This is a genomic window from uncultured Hymenobacter sp., assembly GCF_964242765.1.
Lineage (GTDB): Bacteria > Bacteroidota > Bacteroidia > Cytophagales > Hymenobacteraceae > Hymenobacter.
On sequence record NZ_CAXTBM010000067.1, the window covers coordinates 1 to 18,258 of the forward strand.

The 18,258-nt window shown below is 53.5% G+C and carries 13 protein-coding genes and 1 pseudogene; 5 read left to right on the plus strand and 9 right to left on the minus strand.

Annotation, left to right across the window (positions count from 1 at the left end; genetic code table 11):
• The 5 genes and pseudogenes from ACFE7X_RS20885 to ACFE7X_RS20905 all read right to left on the minus strand — a co-directional run.
• Positions 1-728: pseudogene (locus ACFE7X_RS20885) on the minus strand (phosphoribosylformylglycinamidine synthase); the annotation flags it as partial.
• A 126-nt stretch (positions 729-854) separates the two neighbouring features.
• Positions 855-1,460, minus strand: coding sequence for an orotate phosphoribosyltransferase (gene pyrE, locus ACFE7X_RS20890; protein ID WP_375437629.1), 606 nt, complete (start codon positions 1,458-1,460; stop codon positions 855-857).
• A gap of 63 nt (positions 1,461-1,523) precedes the next feature.
• Positions 1,524-2,285 carry an orotidine-5'-phosphate decarboxylase gene (gene pyrF, locus ACFE7X_RS20895; protein ID WP_375437630.1) on the minus strand — a complete coding sequence of 254 codons (762 nt, stop codon included), beginning with the start codon at positions 2,283-2,285 and terminating at the stop codon, positions 1,524-1,526.
• Positions 2,286-2,322: 37 nt separating this feature from the next.
• The gene (locus ACFE7X_RS20900; RefSeq protein WP_375437631.1) at positions 2,323-3,183 is read right to left on the minus strand and encodes a dihydroorotate dehydrogenase; all 861 of its coding nucleotides are present in this window, start codon (positions 3,181-3,183) and stop codon (positions 2,323-2,325) included.
• Between the two features lie 274 nt (positions 3,184-3,457).
• Positions 3,458-3,715, minus strand: coding sequence for a hypothetical protein (locus tag ACFE7X_RS20905; protein ID WP_375437632.1), 258 nt, complete (start codon positions 3,713-3,715; stop codon positions 3,458-3,460).
• A gap of 697 nt (positions 3,716-4,412) precedes the next feature.
• On the opposite strand from ACFE7X_RS20905, the gene ACFE7X_RS20910 reads away from it, so the two are divergent.
• Positions 4,413-4,976 carry a hypothetical protein gene (locus ACFE7X_RS20910; protein WP_375437633.1) on the plus strand — a complete coding sequence of 188 codons (564 nt, stop codon included), beginning with the start codon at positions 4,413-4,415 and terminating at the stop codon, positions 4,974-4,976.
• Positions 4,977-5,062: 86 nt separating this feature from the next.
• On the opposite strand, the gene ACFE7X_RS20915 is transcribed toward ACFE7X_RS20910, so the two are convergent.
• From ACFE7X_RS20915 to ACFE7X_RS20925, 3 genes are all read right to left on the minus strand, one after another.
• Positions 5,063-6,748, minus strand: coding sequence for a lysophospholipid acyltransferase family protein (locus tag ACFE7X_RS20915; protein WP_375437634.1), 1,686 nt, complete (start codon positions 6,746-6,748; stop codon positions 5,063-5,065).
• Positions 6,749-7,152: 404 nt separating this feature from the next.
• Positions 7,153-8,037 (minus strand): DNA/RNA non-specific endonuclease, encoded by an 885-nt coding sequence (locus tag ACFE7X_RS20920; protein WP_375437635.1) that lies wholly within the window; start codon positions 8,035-8,037, stop codon positions 7,153-7,155.
• A gap of 693 nt (positions 8,038-8,730) precedes the next feature.
• Positions 8,731-8,988, minus strand: coding sequence for a hypothetical protein (locus ACFE7X_RS20925; RefSeq protein WP_375437636.1), 258 nt, complete (start codon positions 8,986-8,988; stop codon positions 8,731-8,733).
• A 773-nt stretch (positions 8,989-9,761) separates the two neighbouring features.
• Between ACFE7X_RS20925 and ACFE7X_RS20930 the strand changes: the two genes are divergently transcribed.
• The 3 genes from ACFE7X_RS20930 to ACFE7X_RS20940 all read left to right on the plus strand — a co-directional run bounded on the left by ACFE7X_RS20930 (position 9,762) and on the right by ACFE7X_RS20940 (position 16,196).
• On the plus strand, positions 9,762-11,132 hold the full coding sequence (locus tag ACFE7X_RS20930) for a sigma-54-dependent transcriptional regulator (protein WP_375437637.1): 1,371 nt from the start codon (positions 9,762-9,764) through the stop codon (positions 11,130-11,132).
• 207 nt (positions 11,133-11,339) lie between these two features.
• Entirely contained in the window at positions 11,340-14,900 is a 3,561-nt protein-coding gene (locus tag ACFE7X_RS20935) for a PAS domain S-box protein (protein WP_375437638.1), read from the plus strand.
• A 252-nt stretch (positions 14,901-15,152) separates the two neighbouring features.
• Positions 15,153-16,196, plus strand: coding sequence for a flavin-containing monooxygenase (locus ACFE7X_RS20940; protein ID WP_375437639.1), 1,044 nt, complete (start codon positions 15,153-15,155; stop codon positions 16,194-16,196).
• A 356-nt stretch (positions 16,197-16,552) separates the two neighbouring features.
• Here the strand turns inward: ACFE7X_RS20940 and ACFE7X_RS20945 are convergent, their stop codons facing one another.
• Positions 16,553-16,933, minus strand: coding sequence for a T9SS type A sorting domain-containing protein (locus tag ACFE7X_RS20945; protein WP_375437640.1), 381 nt, complete (start codon positions 16,931-16,933; stop codon positions 16,553-16,555).
• 176 nt (positions 16,934-17,109) lie between these two features.
• Between ACFE7X_RS20945 and ACFE7X_RS20950 the strand changes: the two genes are divergently transcribed.
• The gene (locus tag ACFE7X_RS20950; RefSeq protein WP_375437641.1) at positions 17,110-18,219 is read left to right on the plus strand and encodes an NAD(P)/FAD-dependent oxidoreductase; all 1,110 of its coding nucleotides are present in this window, start codon (positions 17,110-17,112) and stop codon (positions 18,217-18,219) included.
• Positions 18,220-18,258: the final 39 nt, after the last annotated feature.

Here is an 18,258-nt window from a genome sequence, read left to right on the forward strand (position 1 = left end):
GACCAGGTTTGGGCAATGATTTCCAGCTCGCAGTCGGTGGGGTCGGCGGGCAGACCGGCGGCTTGGCGCTCGGGGGCAATGGCCACGTAATGGTCGCGCACGGCCCGCATTTCCTCTAGGTTGAGAGCGTAGAGGTTTTCCTTGGAGAGCTGTACCAATTCGCTGTCCGCCAGATTGGTGAGCGGCACGAGGTTGGTAATGGATTCGGCCCCACCACCGGGCCGCGGCGTGTAGTCGCGGATGTCGGTTATGGGGCCGGTTTCGAAGCGGTTGATGAGCTTGTTGCCGAGCAGTTCTTCGGCCAGGCGGCGCAGGCTACTCTCGGGCAGTTCGTGCTCCAAGAAGTAGAGCCGTTTGCTGAAGATGTGCTGCGTGTGCGTATCAAGGGGTTGGTTCAGGAAGTCGCCGAGGGCGTTCTGCGCCGATATGCCTTCGTCGTCGGTCACGCCGGGCAGCTTGGCTACCAGGATGTAACTCTTGTAGGTAGGCTCATGGCGGAACTCGTCGAGGGCGACATCGTGCAGCACCGGGTCTTGCAGGCAGTGGGTCGCGAAGTCGCGCAGCTGCTCGTCGGTTACGGGGTAGCGCACCGTGTAGAGGGCGGTGCTTTGCACCCGGCCAGTCGTGAGGCCAAGGTGACGTTGGGCAACTTCTGCCACACGCTGGCCCTCGCCATCATGTTGGCCGGGCTTGAGCAGGAGCTGAACGGTTCTTTGGGTAGATTCCAAAAGGGAAGTGAGTTATCTATTTTTCGGGTTTCCCACGCTTAGGCGAAGTTGCCCACGTGAGGAAGCATACCCGAGCAGAGTACGCCGAAAATGCCTTGCTCCTGCGCCGGTTGCGTGGAAGTAGGTTTAAGAAAACGCTTTTTCCGGCCGACTGCCGGGCTTCACCACCGGAATACCTGCCCGACACAGCGGGCAATCATCGGGTGCGTAGGTGGCCGCCGTTACCGACAGCAGTGCAAAGTTCGGAAAAGTTAGCTCAGCTTTCCCACCCGTCCGGTCAATTAAACTTACCACGGCCAAAACTTTCGCGCCCAAGCCTTCCAGCACGCGCGCTACTTCGTTGGTGCTCTTGCCGGTAGTTACCACGTCTTCGGCAATAACAATTGTTTGGCCGGGCTCCACTGTGAAGCCCCGGCGCAAGGTCATCTGCCCAGAATCGTCGCGCTCCGTGAAGATGCCCGGCACCCCAATCTGGCGGGCCAGTTCGTAGCCAATCACCACGCCGCCCATGGCCGGGCCTACCACCAGGTCGGGCTGCAAGCCGGCGGCCCGCAACTGTTCTGCTAGTTCAGCCGCCGCCGGTGCCGCCAAGTCGGGGCGCCGCAGGAAACGGGCGCACTGCACATAGGTATCAGAATGCAAGCCGGAGGAAAGCCGGAAGTGCCCGCGCAGCAGGGCATCTTCCTGCACCAGTTGTTGCTCCAGCGTTTCGGGGGTAAGGGGGGTAGTCAAGAGGTGGTTAGGTATATAGATTCAAGAAATCAGAGTGGCGAGGGCCCAGCGTTCCAGCTGAGGCTACACGCCTACCGGCCGCAACTGGTTTATTTGAGCGGTTAGTTCTTTGGCTGCTGCCGCGGCATCCGAGGCTTGCCAGATAGCGCGCGAAGCGTTAATCAGGAGTCCTTGTCCGTCAGGGCGCAAGCCGGCGTTCAGCGTTGCTTCCAAGTCGCCGCCTTGGGCACCGATGCCGGGTACCAGGAACCACTGCTGGGCACTGATGCTCCGGATGCGGGCTACGGCTTCGGCGTTGGTGGCGCCTACTACCAGCCCGATGTTGTGGTGCTGCTCGTTGAGTTCCTGTGCTACGCCGGTGGTGTAGTCGGCGAGGGTGCCGCCCTGCGTGAGGTTTACATCTTGCAGAGAGTGCGCGGGCTTGTTGGACGTTTTGGCCAGCACGAACACCATCTTGCCTTCGCGGGCGAAGGGCACAATGGAATCGTCGCCCATATAGGGGTTCACCGTCACCGAATCCGCCCCGATTACGTCGTAGGCGAAACGGGCGTAGTGGTCGGCGGTGTTGGCAATGTCGCCGAACTTACCGTCCAGAATCACCAGCGCCTCCTTCGGAATCCGACGTACCGTGCGCTGCAAGAGCTCCACCCCGCCCGGCCGGCTCAGGAAGAAGGCTAGGTTTGGTTTGAAGGCCGCCGCGTATTCTGCCGTTTGCTCGATGACTTCGGCCAAGCGGCTTTCCACTTGCGCATCGTCACCGATAGGGTCGAGCCCCACACAAAGCAGGGAGTTGACTTGCTGAACGCGGGCAGTGAGTTTGTTCATTGGGTCCTAAATGAAAAGTGGCTGCTCTGGATAGAGCTTAGCGGTTTACTATGTTGGAGTTAGGCACTACGTGGGCGCACTCATGCGCCAGCCGGGCCGATAGGCCAGGCTCTAGCCACTCGCCGCTGGCTATCTGCACAGCCGAAGCGCCGCACCGCAGATAATCTGTGACGTGGGCGGCCGTAAACACCCCGCCCGTTCCGAAGATGGGCAGCGTAATTCGCTCATCGTGGGCCAGTTCCCACACGCACCGCAAGGCTACGGCCCGTAGTGCCTCACCCGACAACCCACCTACTAGGGGCGCAGCCGTGGCATCATCGGGAAGATGTAGCGCTTTCAGTACGTTGGTGGCTGCTAGCGCAGTAGCGCCGCCCTCCTGGGCTCCTACTGCGAGGCTCCGAATGTGCTCGGGCCACGGCGGAAGCTTCACCACTACGGCGGCTTCCGACCCTAGTTCGTTGCGCACGGCCTGCGTGGCTTCGCGCACAAACTTGGCCGTTAAGTCTTGACCATTGGCCGTGTCGGGAGCCGAGATATACACTTCTACGCCAGCAATTTGGTCGCCGACTTCGCGGGCCAGGAAGCGCGCGATTTTTCGGAAACCTGGTATGCCAGGCGCTGTGATACTCACAAACACCGGCACGCCGAAACGGCGCAAATGCGGCAGGTGCTCGTTGGCTAGTATCTCTGCGCTTTCGGTGCGCATGTTAGTGGCATTGAGCAAGGTCTGGTCAGCAACCTGCCAAATACCTTCTTCATACAGCCCAGGTTTGGGCTCCATGGTCACGGTGCGAGTAAAGATACCTCCCAACCGTTCATAGCCGAGTCCATCGGGCAGCTGCCAATGGGCGGCGGCCAGACAAACGGGATTTTGCAAAGTGAATGAACCGAGTTGCATAGCGTAGAAATTAAAAAGTCCATCGGAATACGAAGGACTCTATTTCAATTATCTTCGGAGTGAAAATTTAGCAGGACCTCTTCCCGAAATTGAGGTGGCTCATAACAGCGCAACTTGCGTTGTTCCATCACTTCGCGAACCACCTCGCCTCAATGCCGGCGCAATTAAGGTGTAATCAAATTAACAGCAGCGCCTGAGTTAGCACTAGGCTAATGCACGCACGTGCGGCAAGCAAAGCGCCCGACCGAAGCCGGGCGCCCTGTTGTCAATCTTACTAGATAACGTTGTCGCGGTTGATGAGGAACGGCACACACTCGCTGATATCGGTTTGGCCAAGAATGAACTGTGCTACGCGGGCCATACCTACACCAGCACCCGAGTGCAGCTTCACATCGTGCTCTTCGTGGAAGCTCAAGTACCACTCGAAGTCTTCGATTTTCATGCCCTGACGAATCAGGCCGGCACGGCTGCCAGCATGAGCCGAAGCGAGGGTGGCGGCTGCTACTTTGGGCGCGAGGATGAGGGTGTCCATCAGAGGGTGACTGCTATGAGGAGTGAGAGTAAAAAGAGGCGAAGGTGGATGATAGGTGCCGGACCACCCGAATTAGCAGGGCACAAAAAAACCGCTTCGGAAACCGGAGCGGCGAACGGGCTAAAAACCAGAAAAACGAAAGAATCAATCGCGGAAATGACCTTCCGGTTGTCTCGCAGGACAGCTTCCAAGCAAGTCCCGCGCTTCATCAAGCAAGTTTGATTTGGGTGAAGCACGTCGCAAAAGTACCAAATCATTTTTCCGCGACCAAATAACTCAGCTACTTTTTTATTACGCTGACTTTATCTCGCCCTAGCGATACTACTAGCAATACGAACAATCAAAAAAAACAAAATCTTGCACATTATATTGAATATCAATGCCTTTGCACGTACCATCTGTTATTCTCTTCTCATGCCTGTGCACCTCCTCGTTTTAAGGAGTATGTTTGCCTAGAGTAATGCATTGGATGCAAAACCAAAACGTGCCATTAGATTAGTACAATTACTGAATGAATCTTCTATTATAGTATGATGTACGCTCTGCTAATAAATAAACAGGATGCAACTGCGCTGTTGGATTTCGTAAAATCGGCTGTTTACATATTATTAACATAATGATAAACAACTTTAATAAGTTCAATTATATTAGCAGGCGGTAACTTTGCTGCTACTGGCTTTGCCCTTTCGTTTTTGCTATGAAACAAATTATTCTCGTTATTCTCAGCTTTTTGCTTGTCACTACCCTGCTTCTCACAAAAGCAGCCTATGCGCAAGAATCTACCCCCGGCCCCATTGAATACAGTGAGAAAGTATTGGATGAGGAAGCAGAGGCCGCTACACTTTATAAGCGCACTGTAGATTGGAGCGAAAATCATTTCACTTACACTCCTAAGGCCACGCTCCAAGCCGATGCAGCCAAAGGGGAAGTGCGAATGACAGGTACTGTGAAAATAAAGACTATTTCTACTTCAGGGCAGATTCAAGAACGCCCAGTTGTTTTTGAATTTAGTTTCCATACGGTTCCCACTGGTGGCTATGAGTACAACGTAGGATTTTTCCGAGTGATCCTCGACACTAAAAAGCCCGATGAAACGATACCTGTAGAAGAATATATAACACAGCTTGCAACAGATAAAAACAACGCTCGCACTCATAACGATCGGCGCGTAATGGCGCAATCCAACTCTCTGGCAAGCGAAATAGCTATGTCTTTTCGCTCATACATGAACAGCCGTCCTGCCCCTGGCGCCGTTGAATAGGGAAGATAAAGCACTAACGAGCCCAGCGCTCTGGTTACGTAAGTGCCCAAGTAGAATGCCAACTTCATTGGCGCTTTTTCTCCTGTTTATCGTCCGAGAAGGTGGTGGGTACGGGCAGGTAGCTCGCGAGCATCCAAAAGCAAAAGGCCGTCGAGGACATTGCTGAAGTTGGGGTCGAGGTTGAAGCCGAGCAAGCGGGCATTTTGTTTCAGATACTGGCGCAGCAGCACTGGCACCCCATTGCCACCAAGTTCTAATCCAGTGATGAACTGCTGCAAATCCTGTTTGCTAGAAAGCTCAGCTTCATGCACTGCTAGCACTGCATCTGCGTCTAATTTCTTGTATCTAAACTGTTTACGCGGCCTCACATATACTGCCAGTTCCGTATCAAAAAAGTGGCGCGTCAAATAATCAACCATCATAGCTTTCGAGGTGGCAGAGAATCGGTTGCTGATACCGACCGGGCCAATCAGGTAACGGTACTCTGGGTGCGTGGCCAAGTACTCTGCTATACCTTTCCAAAGCAACGCCAACGGTAACGCCTGCCGCTGGTACTCCACGCGCACAAACGAACGGCCCAACTCCAATGACTGGCGCAACACCGGGTTCAACCCCTTCTTCAGCCAAAACAAGGAGTGCAGGTACAGTCCTCGCCGCCCGTACCGACGCAAAATAGCCCGTCCTAACCCTAAGCGATACGCCCCAACGACTAGCTTCTTTTGGCGGTCGTAGAGGAACAGGTGGCGATAATAATCGTCGTACGCGTCGAGGTCGGTAGGTTGCTGGGTGCCTTTCCCTTCGTGCCGCAAGGTAAGTTCCCGCAGACGTCCAATCTCGCGCAACACATTTGGTATTTCGCACCGTTTCGCCACGTACACCTCCCAACGGCTGCTCACAAGCAAGCAGCAGCCCGGGCGCAAAGCGGCAATATCGGCTTCGATAAGCGCAGATGCGGTTTCGCTCATGACGGGCGGCACTGGTAGTGGCGGCAGCATGGTAGCCCAGGAACGCTGCGCCGACGTGCCGAGTGCATAAATCCGTGCTTGAATATAAGCTAGGCGGTCGGTGGCAGGAAGACGATCTAAGACCACCGGCGCTATGGGCAACCCAATTCGAACCTGAATAGTCTGGCCGCGCTTGTTTAGTAATTCAACTGGTAGCCGGGCTGTGCGCAACAGTGGATGTGCAGAGCCCAAGAAGCTGAAACCGACGCTGTTTTCCCTATTTAGCCACACGGGTACCACGGGTACGCGAGCGGCATCCAGCAACCGGGCGGCAGTAGCGCTGGAAGCAGATTCAGTAACGGGGCGGAAAGGAATGGTGCTGCGCGCCACCTTACCAGCCGGAAACACGAGCAGCGGCACATCGTTGTGCAAATGGCGTAGTAGGCGGCGCACGCCCGGCACGTTACGACCAGCCGCAGCCTGCTCTGGACTAACTAGCACCAATTGCGCCACCAGATGAGGTAACAAGGGAGCCAGCAATTCGTTGGCCACAGCTCGCAGTTCAGGTCGGGCTTTGCCTAGCACATGCAATAGCACCATAGCATCCGTGAGGTCACACGGATGGTTGGCTATAGCCACAAAAGCACCAGCGGGCAAGTGCCGCAACTCAGCGGCATCATATTGCACAGTGATGTGGAGGTGCAGCAGCAGTTGCTCCACGAAGGCTAATCCGTTTTGGTGGCGGCACTGCTCGTAAAGCTTTTGTAAATCACGAGGATGCGCAAATTGCTCCCATAAAGGACGCAGTAACTCACGTGAACGACGCAAAGCTCCTGGCAATGACAGGTTGTGTGATGGAAGCAATTCCATTTAGAATATTTCGGATAAGAAGCGAAGGGTATAGCTTCTCAAACTTCCGAAATACAAATTAGCAATCTATTACCAGCTGATTACTAAAATATTAAGATTGATCCGTCACCTAATACAACTAGTTCTGAAAGCGGAGAGCCGCGTTGCAGCGCGGCTCTCCCTTCTCTTCACTTTCTCCTTCACTTCACTCACAACAAAAGTACGAGTTCAAGCGAAGATAAGTTAGGTTAAAGAATTGGATAATAAAACGTTAATATTTCTTAACGATTCGAGATTCCCTATTTCACCGGATTTTATCAGTGGTTGTTAATCAACTACTGAAATATAATTAATTGAATTATTACTCCTTGTTGCACAGGCACTTAATTGGTGGGGCCAGTATCAACACGGGCCTCAATCGTGCTCTGTACTGTACTGCTTACAGCAGAAAGCAAGTCGTAGCCGGTGGCTTGCTCAATGGCGTTAACGGTAGTGCGGTACGTAGCCCAGTTGGTATTCAAGCTGTTGTCGTTGGGCGTATCGATGGCAATGACGCGAGTGCCGGTGCTGACGCGGCTGGCATCGGATGAGCCATTAGGCAGCACTACCACTACTTTCCAGCAGCGGGCAGGCACTGTAACCTTGCCGCCGGCCACCGTGGTAGCGTAGCCGTTGGTGCCGGTCCCGCCCCGGCCGTAGCTGCCGCAGATAATATAAAGCTCGTTGCCAGCGTCGGCGAGGGTGCGGCAGTAATTCTCAAGCCCGGCCCAAGTGCGCTGGTTGTTGTTGGGGGCTTGGGGCATCATGTTAGTCATCAAAAAAGTAGCCGTGTTATCGGTAACGGAGCCAGTACGGTCGGCAGAAGGACAATTATGTCCTCGGTCGAAGCCCGAGCCGCTATAGCTGCTGCTGCCTGCTCTGAACCAACCCACGGGAAGCGAATTGTCAGGCGCAAAGTTGTCTTGGCGGGGGGTGCTGCCCACCCAAGCGCTGCTCAGATGCCAGCTGACCCAATTCGGAATAGCCCGGTCGCGGTGATACGACATCGTGAACTGCGGCTTTACAAGTAGGTAGTTGGTGTACTGCGTCGTGCTGGTTATGGCGCCGCTAGGGTTACCCATTGTTAAGTTGCCGTCGCGCGTAGCCGACGCGTCAGACGTCTGAACGACGGTGTCAACCTGAGGTGTGACTAGTTCGTCTTTGGCGCAGGAAACAGCTAGTGTAGCGAGTGAACCAAATGTTAGTAATCGGTAAAAAGTACGATTCATGAGCTAAGCTGTTTGGGTTGGAAATTGCGAGCGGAGTAGAGGCGGCAAAGGTTATCAATTACACATAACTAAATGTTATGGGAATATTACCATTAACCTAAATACTGTTCTACTTTCCTAGGCTCGTTCCTTCCTATGCATCTACCGCGCTGCTTATCATCCTTCGCCATCAGGGCACTGGACAACGATTCGTTGGGCTATTTGCTATTTGTGCTACTGTGTTACTGTAAGGCGACAATAAATCGACTCTTCCCATAAGCTTGGCCATCAACCCGCACACCTCCATAGCTGTTTCTCTTGGCAAACCATCATCAACACTAGCTTCATTCACGGTATCCGTCATTCAGAGTTCCGGCGTCTACCGGCTAGCCTGTGATCTTGCAACTAACGGACAGTGGTGCTATTGCTACCCAGAAGACTACCTTGAGTACCATTGCCAAACAAGTTTTACCTACTACTAACTCTGTTACGCTAGCCCCTAGTATGAGACCCACTCCACACTCAACTGGCTCCCGTCCCCCATCCCCATCCTGTGGATAAGTACACTACACAGCTAAACCTAATTGAGAAAGTAGCCGCCTACTCAGTTAGTAGTTGGCAAATAGCTTCTCCGCACTAAAAACGCTTAATGTTTTAAAGCAAAGCCCCTGCTGGTTATTTCCAGCAGGGGCTTTGGTAGTAGATACTCTCTGTTTACTCAGTGGCAGGAATACCGCTGAAGGCGGCCATCGGCGGGCTTATGCCATACGATTTGCTAGCCGGTCTTTTGCTGTATTCTTTCTTTAAATTTTTAAGGTCTGAGGCAGCTGTCTGCAACTTGGCCTTGAGTTCCTCAGCCGTACGGCTGTAAGGACTACGTTTGCCAGTCCAAGCTAAAAACTGCTTGATTTCTTCCTCAGCGAAGCGGAGCATAGTGGTGGCGTTTTGCAGGAACTCTTCTTCTACTTCCATAGGGTTAGCTAGCTAGTGTAAGCAGCTTGTATTGTTTAAAACATTTTGCAATATAAATAGTCGCAAGGTACTTATCAATCCCTAGAAGCATATTTTATTACACTATATTTCTTAAAGTACAATTTCAAGAAACTGTGCGATTATCTTTCTGTAACTACTACTTACTAAGTGCTCAGGTGCTAATTGTAGGCGCCGATTAATACAAGGTGAAAGCCCGGCAGTAGTGCTGGACCAGTTAGTTAGTTTGATGACAGAACCCATGACCGAAATTTGCTGCAGTAAGGTTCTGCGCACCTCATACACTGCCAGTGTGGTGACGCTATTTTCAGGCATACCCACCTGCTGTTTGTTGAGCCCAAACTTGAGACGTCCCGAGCAAACATAAAACTAGAATCGGTAATATGCGAAGGCAAAAACCGTATTTTACTGCTGTAAGAGTTAGAACTGTAAAACTGGTCAATATTCCTTTCTATAATTCAAGTGAATTGCCAAGTTGCAATTTTTAATAAAGTACTCTGATTGTCAGGTTTTTAAGTAAATACACTTTTCTATATATTCTCTCCTTATTAGACTCCTTCTCCTAATTCGGGAAAATATGGCAAAGCCCACTTTTCCCTGTTATACTCGCACCCTTCCGCCCATATTCCTCTCATCTCGTCCTAGCTGCTGAAACTTCCATAATCGCAATGCCGTCTTTTACTCTAAAGCCTAGTTGCTGATAGTGAGCAGACCGATTACTTTCACTTATAGCTGGTTAAGTTTTTCCTTCCCAAATGTCCGCTTCGTTACCTGTTAATATTTTTATAGTCGAGGACAATGCCTGGTACGGCGAGTTACTCGAATATAAATTAGCGCAGAATCCTGACTATCAGATTCAGCGCTTCACTACCGCTCAGGCTTGCCTAGCCCACCTCAATGAGCAGCCTGACCTTATCACCTTAGACTACAACTTGCCCGATGGCAAAGGCGACGAAGTGTTGCGCCAAATCAAAGAGCGGCTGCCTGAGGTAGCCGTTATTGTCATTTCCGGTCAAGAGGACGTTCGTACAGCAATTGGCTTGTTGCGGCAAGGTGCCTACGACTACTTGGTAAAAGACGAGGAAACCGCTGACCGTCTGTGGAATGTGGTAGGCAACGTGCGCAAGCAATTGCAACTACGGCGTGAAAACGAGCGGCTGCGCGAACAAATCGGGCAGAAGTACGACCCTAGCCGCGCCATTTTGGGCGAGAGTCAGCAGATGCGGCAACTTGCCTCTCTTATCGAGAAAGCCGCCCGCACCAACATCACAGTATCGGTTAGTGGCGAAACTGGGACGGGTAAGGAATTGGTAGCTAAAGCCATTCACTACCAATCGGCGCGGCGAAACCGGGCTTTTGTGGCTGTAAACGTGGCGGCTATCCCGCACGAGTTGCTGGAGAGTGAGCTGTTTGGGCACGAAAAGGGCGCTTTCACCGGAGCCATCAGTCGCCGTATTGGTCGCTTCGAGGAGGCACATCAAGGCACGCTCTTTCTCGATGAAATCGGCGAGTTACCCTTGGATTTGCAGGCCAAACTCTTGCGAGTATTGCAAGAGCGTGAAGTTCAGCGCGTGGGCGGTGGTCAGCCTATTCCCTTTGATGCTCGCCTGATGGTGGCCACGCATCGCAACATGGCCGAAGAGGTGAAGCAGGGCCGTTTTCGGGAAGACTTGTACTACCGCTTGCTTGGCTTGCCCATCGTGTTGCCCCCGCTCCGGGAGCGAGGCCAAGACATTCTGCTGCTTGCCGAGTCATTTCTGAAAGACTTTTGTGGTCAAAATAAAATGGCGCCTTGCTCTTTCTCCCTTGAAGCGCAGGACTTAATGCTGCATTACCCCTTCCCGGGTAACGTGCGCGAACTGAAGGCCGTGGTAGAACTTGCTGCCGTGCTAGCAGAAAACGATACCATTCAACCGCAAGACCTGTCGCTTCGTGCCCACGTCAGCTCCAATGGCACTAGCTCAGTGCCATTGGGTAATGAGTCGTTGCGGGTGCAAGTAGCTACCATTGTGCAACGCTACCTTGATGCACATCAAGGCAATATCTTGCAGGTGGCGGCCAAGCTGCAAATCGGAAAATCCACCATTTACCGCATGGCTCAGAACAACGAAGTACGGCTTCGCTAAACTTCTTTGTACTTAACTTGTAGTTGGTATTATTTGCCTTGCTGCGGAGGTGCTGCCTTCAAAGTTATTGCTGGATTGCGTCTATTTTTGTAAAAGCATTCCATTCAAAAAATTATTTTTGTCCTATAAAGGTTAGGCGCTTGCTCTAAACCTACCTCGTTATCGTATAATAGAATCAGAGTGCGAAAATTTTAGTGGTTATTTACTATGGCTTCTATAGCATACCGTCAGCAGCAACGCCAATTGCGGCAGGCACAAACTATGCACCGGGCTGCTCAGTTGCAACTCCAGGAATTACGGCAGCAACTACGGCAGCAAAGCGAACAGGCAGCCAGCCAACTCAAAGCGTTACTTCAGACGATGAGCACCGGCATACTAGCCCAGGACGAAAACCTGCGCATAGTGCTTGTAAACGAGCGGTTGTGCGAACTGCTGAATCTATCGGAGCCGGCTGCTACTTACATCGGAACGGAATGCGAAAGTTTCTTCCCGAAGGGCACCGAATTCTGTAATACCGAGCAAATACGGCAGCAGGCTCGTCAATCTGCCAAAGCTCAGCAACGCCTCACCGAGCTAATCCCCCTAGCTAACGGCACCATTCTGCAACGAGAGTATTTGCCTCTAATGCAAGATGGACACACGGTGTTGCACCTATGGAGTTTTGAGGATGTGACGGAACAACAAAAAGTGCTAGTTCGGGTGCGGGAGCTTTCGCAATTGGCCGAGCAAAGCCCAGCTCCAATTATCTGCTTCGGCAACGACGGGCAAGCGCGCTACGCTAATCCCGCAGCCAGCCACGTACTGGAGGCGCTGGCTTTACCTAAATGGCGGGCCACGTACGACTTCATGCGCCAAGAAGTAGCAGAGGCATTAGTCGCCAATACGCCGCGCACGGTGGAACATGGCCTTGCCGACCAGCACTACCTTTGGACGGTGGTGCCGCTAGCAGGCGAAGAAGCCGCCAACATCTACCTCACCGATATTACGGCTCGTCGTCAGGCAGAAAAAGAGTTGCGGCACAGCCAGCTGTTTGCGTCCCGCATCAACGATACGTTACCGGTCGTCGTGTTGCTGTTCGACGTGCCGGAACAACGCATCGTGTTTGTGAACCGGCAGATAGAACGGGTAATGGGCTACTCTGAGTATGAGATCTTGGAGTTGGGCAGCCAGGTCGTATCCTATTTGCTGGATGCCGATGGTCAGCAGCAGCTGCTTGGTCTCTCGCAGCAAGTTGCTGCCCTTACCGACGACCAAACGATCAACTACGAGTTCTGGGTGCGCCACAAAAATGGCAGTTGGCGCTGGCTGCGCGTTCAGGTAAGCGCTTTTTTGCGCGATGCCGACGGCACAATTCGGCAGTTGGTAGGCAGTGCCGAAGACATGACGGAACGCAAGGCGGCAGAGGAGTTGTTGCGCCGGATTCGGCGGCGGCAAGAGCGAGTTGCCAACACAATTCCTAACCTGATTTACATTTACGACTACCAAAAACAGCGCACCGTTTACTGCAATCGGTACATCGAAACCATTACGGGTTATACGGAAACCGAGATTGCGGCCATGGGTGATGACGCTTTCCTGAAGCTAATGCCCGAGGGGGAAGCCCAAAGACTTCGGCAGCACGTCCTGCAAATGGCTGAGGCTGAAGATGGAGAAGTAGTAACGCAGGAATATCACTTAACCCACCTCAACGGCTCAGTCCGCTGGCTGCGTCTCACAACCACTCCCTTTGAGCGCAACAAGGACGGCCGGCTGCAACGAGTAGTAGGCACCGCGGAAGATATTACGCGCTGGAAAGTGGCGGACGAGCAGCGCCGCACCGCCAACCGCCGGCTAGCCGAGCAAAATAGACTGTTCCGTCAGGTAATCGACACCACTCCTCACCTGATTTATTTAAAAGACACGCAGGGCCATTACCTGCTGGCCAACCGAGCTACAGCCGAGCTTTACGGCATGACTCCCGCTCAGGTAGTGAACACGCAGCTTGGCCAGCGGCCCGTAAGCTTAGCCGACAGCCAGCGCTACCGCAGTCAGGACGAGCAAGTGATTCGCACGGGCAAGGAACTGGCTCAGGAAGAAACCTTCACGCGCCCTGATGGCTCACTGCTCTGGTTTTATAGCATTAAACGCCCTTTCGTACTGGCCGATGGTAGCGTGCAGGTATTGGGCATCGACAGCAATATTACCGAGCTCAAGCGCATGCAACTGGACTTGCGAGCAGCTAAAGAGGCGGCCGAAGAGAATGCGCAAGCCAAGCAGAACTTCCTGGCTAATATGAGCCATGAAATCAGGACGCCCCTCAACGGCATCCTTGGCATTGCCGGCTTGCTGGCCAAAACGCCACTCGATGACCAGCAAAGTCAGTATTTGGGCCACATTCGCCACTCCGCCGACCATTTGCTGGTGGTAATTAATGATGTGCTGGCCATGGCACAACTAGGAGCGGGGAAAATTCGCACGGAAACTATTCCCTTCGACTTGCGCGACGTGATGCAAGCCAGTCAGGAATCGTTGTTGCCGCGGGCGCAGGAAAAAGGCATTGCACTTACGCTGCACCTCCCCCCTGCCCATGTGTCCACCACTGTTCTCGGGGACCCCTACCGCTTGCGCCAAATTCTGCTTAACCTGCTATCCAATGCTGTTAAATTTACGGAGCGGGGCCAAGTAACGCTGACTTGCCGCCTGTTAAGTAAGCCGGGTGAAAGGCTTCTCTTTCAGTTTTCGGTGCAGGATACCGGTCCGGGTATTGCGCTGCATCAGTTGCAAGATATGTTCGAACCCTTTACGCAAGCTTCTGCCAGCACAGCTCGCGAGTACGGGGGCTCGGGCCTGGGCTTGAGTATTTCGCGGGGGCTTGTGGAGTTGATGGGTGGTACCATGACTGCCGAAAGTCAACTGGGTGAAGGCAGTACTTTCCTGTTTACGCTGCCCTTCCGTTCCACTAAAGTTGTTCTCACCCAAGAGTCGTACGCCCCCGCCATTGATTACCGGAGCCTGGGGCCCCGCCGGGTACTGCTCGCCGAAGACAATGCCATCAACCAGTTTCTAGTGGAATCGCTGCTGCGCAACTGGGGCTGGAGCGTGGATACGGCGGGCACCGGCCCCGAGGCGCTAACCTTATTCGGAAGAAATTTCTACGACATAGTGTTGATGGACATTCAGATGCCCGGCATGGACGGCGAAACGGCCATGCGTCTGCTACGCCAGCACCCTGAACCTACTCGCGCGGCAACCCCGATACTGGCACTTACGGCTCACGCCCTGCGCGGCGAAGCAGAGCGCTATTTGGCATCCGGGTTTTCGGGCTACCTCTCCAAGCCTTTCCGCGAAGAAGAACTGTTTCAAACTATTTCCGCTGCATTGAACCAGCGGCCAGCAGTGCTTAATACTACCAACGAAGAAGCTCCCAAAGAATCTGTTCCGGCAGCCTCGCTCTACAGCCTGAGTGGCATCCGGCGGCTGGCCCATGGCAACGAGGAATTCGTGCGGCGACTGGCGCAGCTTTTCGTTCAAACTACCCCACCGGCTGTGCGCGATATGGAGCAGCATGCTTCTTCCGGCGACTGCCAAAAACTATCGGCTTCGGCCCACAACCTGAAAAGCTCGCTTGATGGCCTTCACATCCGCCAGCTGCACGCCCCCATCCGGCGCCTAGAAGCGTGTCGGGATACGCCCTTGCCCACTGACGAAATTCAGCAGCTCGTGAAGCTGGTCCGCGACGTTACGGAAGAGGTGATGGAGGGCTTGCGGCAGGACTTTCCGGGCCTATAAACCTTGTTTAGTTGCTAGCAGCAAGCTTATTATTCCCTTGTAAATGCGCGCTTCGCTACGTCGGCGGCCCTTACTACCACTTCAGAAGGCACTTACGGAAAAGATTACCAGTTAAAAACCGAAGAAGCAACAGACCAACCTACTCCTTACAAAGTATAGCCCAGTTGGCTAGAACTGCATACTGCGAAGAGTTCTAGCGTTGTGCTTAGTACACGGCTGTGATATTTTCGCTGGTTACTTCAATAGCGAGGCATGGAAATTACGAAAGTTCATACGCTCGTTATTGGGGCAGGGCAAGCGGGCCTGGCAGCGGCGTATTATTTACAAGAGCGTGGCGTGGAGTTTATGGTGCTGGATGAGCGCGCTGCTGTGGGAGAAGTGTGGGCCACCCGTTTCGATGCGCTACGTCTCTTTTCACCAGCTTGGGCGAGCGGGTTGCCGGGTCTTCCCTGGTCTGGCTCGAAGCTGCGCTACCCTTCTAAGGACGAGGCAGCGGCTTACCTGCGCAACTACGCCGCGCATTTCCAATTTCCGGTTCATCTGAGGCAGCGAGTAAGTAGCTTGGTGCCTGCTAGCGGTCCAGGCTATGTAGTTGAAACAGTAGCCGGAGCCATTTACCATGCGCAGCACGTAATTATAAGCACCGGGGCCTACACGGAGCCCAAAGTGCCCGTATTTGCAGCCAGCTTGCCAGCACCTGTGCAACAGTTACACAGCAGCCACTACCAACGCTCTGCCCAAGTTGTGGGCACAGGGCCTGTAGCGGTAGTTGGTAGCGGTAATTCGGCCTTGCAAATAGCCGCCGACTTAGCCAATACGGGCCGCCCAGTTTTCGTGGCTTTCGATGACAAAACTAGCGCCTTGCCCAACAACCAGTTGATGTGGGCCCTGCTAAAGAGCACAGGTTTGCTGCGTTTGTCGCGCTCTAATTTTCTGGGCCGCCGCATGATGCATAGCCCCGAGCCGGTAGTAAGTGGCGACTTGCAGCGGCTTCGAGGCTATGCTAATGTTCAGTTTGTTGGACGGGCCACGGGTGCTACGCCCGAGGGCGGTTTGCTGGCCCGGCGCCACCCCACGCCGCCCCTAAACGCCGTGGTATGGGCCACCGGTTTCCGCCCCGCCTACGACTGGATTAAGCTACCAATCTTCGATGCTGCTGGTGTTCCGCGCCACAATCGAGGTCTTACGGAGGCGCCAGGAGTGGCCTTCTTAGGTCTGCCTTGGCTGAACAGCCGCGGCTCGGCATTGATGGGCGGGGTCGGGTCCGATGCCAAAGCGGTGGTCTACAACTTATAAAAATCACATAATTATACTGCAACTAGTTGTCTGTGTTTCTGGTTAGCTTTACAGTTACCAACAACAGTACTGTGCGGTTTAGCAGATTGAGTTGGTTGTTGTGTTTCTTTTGTCTCTTAACTCCACTTGTATGTCCTTATTGATCTTTTTAGGCATTGCTCTTGCTACTGCCTTACTTGCCCTGAACACTTTCGATCAGTTGAAAGCTTCATTGAAGCCTGTACCTGTGCGCGCTAACAACGGCCGCTAATTTTTTGTCGCTTGTGCTTGCTTGAAACGAGCAAGCAACAAAAAGCCCCGCCTGAATACAGACGGGGCTTTTTGTTGCTTGCTGAGGTCGACTTACTATTTATACCCTAGCGGATTACTAGCTTGCGCATCTGGCTTGAATTGTCACCTTCGAGCCGTACATAATACAACCCGCTAGCGAACTTGCTGAGGTCGAGCGTTTTAGTGAATCTGTCATTGAGTTCGGTGATGGCTTCGCGGTAAATAACCGAGCCAATTACGTTTAGCACGCGCAGCTCAAGCTTGCGGCCCTCAAAGCCATTGATAGCAATATGGACAATACCAGTGCTCGGGTTAGGATACACCAATAAGTTTCGTTCTTCGGAGGGCTTGCCGGCAGGCCGGGTACCTACAACGCCGGGCTTGGCGAAAGCGGAAGGCAAGCTGACGCTTAAGGGGCCAAAGGCCAGCAGTAGCGTTAAAAGAAAGTAGCGTAAGCGTCTCATCATAAGGGGAATTAGAGCAGAAAATTCAGCGCGCTCAGATAGTAACATAAAACGTTGTCTATCTGATTTGGTTTGCAAAGATACCGGGCGAATCTTAATCGAGCATCTAAAATATAATACTTTCGCTACTAATCCTCGTTTTTTGAGTTATTATTCACTTCTTTTCTGGATAAAATAAGTTGGACGTTCTTGTTATTGGGGGAGGGTTGGGGGGACTTACGGCAGCGCTCGACCTAAGGGCCCGCGGCCACCAAGTGACAGTGGTCGAAAAAAAGCAGTATCCTTTTCATCGGGTGTGCGGCGAGTATGTGTCCAACGAGGTACTGCCTTATCTGCGCCGTCTCCAAGCCGACCCTGCTCCGCTCCGGCCGGCCCGCATCACACGCTTTCTACTTTCCTCGCCGGCTGGCCGCACGTTGTCGGCGCCGCTGGATCTTGGCGGTTTCGGTATTAGCCGCTTCGCTCTCGACCACTATTTATTTCAACTGGCCGAAGCGCGCGGCGTTACGGTGCTTCAGCGGGCCACCGTGGTGGCGGTAGCTTATAACCCAACCACCGATTCTCACACCACTACCTTGGCCGACGGGCGCACTCTAGTTGCGCGTGCTGTACTGGGCGCCTATGGCAAGCGTAGTACCCTCGACCGGCAGCGGTCCTTTTTCCAGTTACGTTCGCCCTACCTCGGCGTGAAGCACCACTTGCGCCTCGATTATGCACCGGACCTGATTGCGCTACACAACTTCGCCGATGGCTACGCGGGTATTTCGGCGGTGGAAGACGGGCGCTACTGCTTTTGCTACCTCACCACCCGCCAAAACCTGAAGCAGCAAGGCACTATTGCGGCGCTGGAACAAAACGTGCTGGCAGTTAACCCGTTGTTGCGGACCATACTTACCGATGCCGAATTTCTGTACCCGCAGCCCGAGGTAATCAACGAAATTTCCTTCGCTCCTAAAAGCAGCGTGGAAGACCATGTACTCCTGTGCGGTGATGCCGCCGGCTTGATTACGCCGCTCTGTGGCAATGGCATGGCCATGGCCCTGCACGGCGCTCAACTTGCCAGCGCCCACCTTCACGACTTTTTGCAAGGGCGCACCACCCGCGCTACCCTCGAAACCCGCTACCGGCGCGACTGGCAAACTCAGTTTGGGCAACGGCTGCGAGTGGGGCGGCTGGTACAAGGCCTGTTCGGCAAGCCGCTGCTCAGTGAAGCTGTGGTAGGCGGCCTGCGTTACTGGCCTGGGGGCGTTAGCGCTTTGATGCGCCGCACGCACGGTCAGGAGTTCTAATGAAGTGAAGTGCGACTCAGGCAAGTAAGCGGCAGTTCC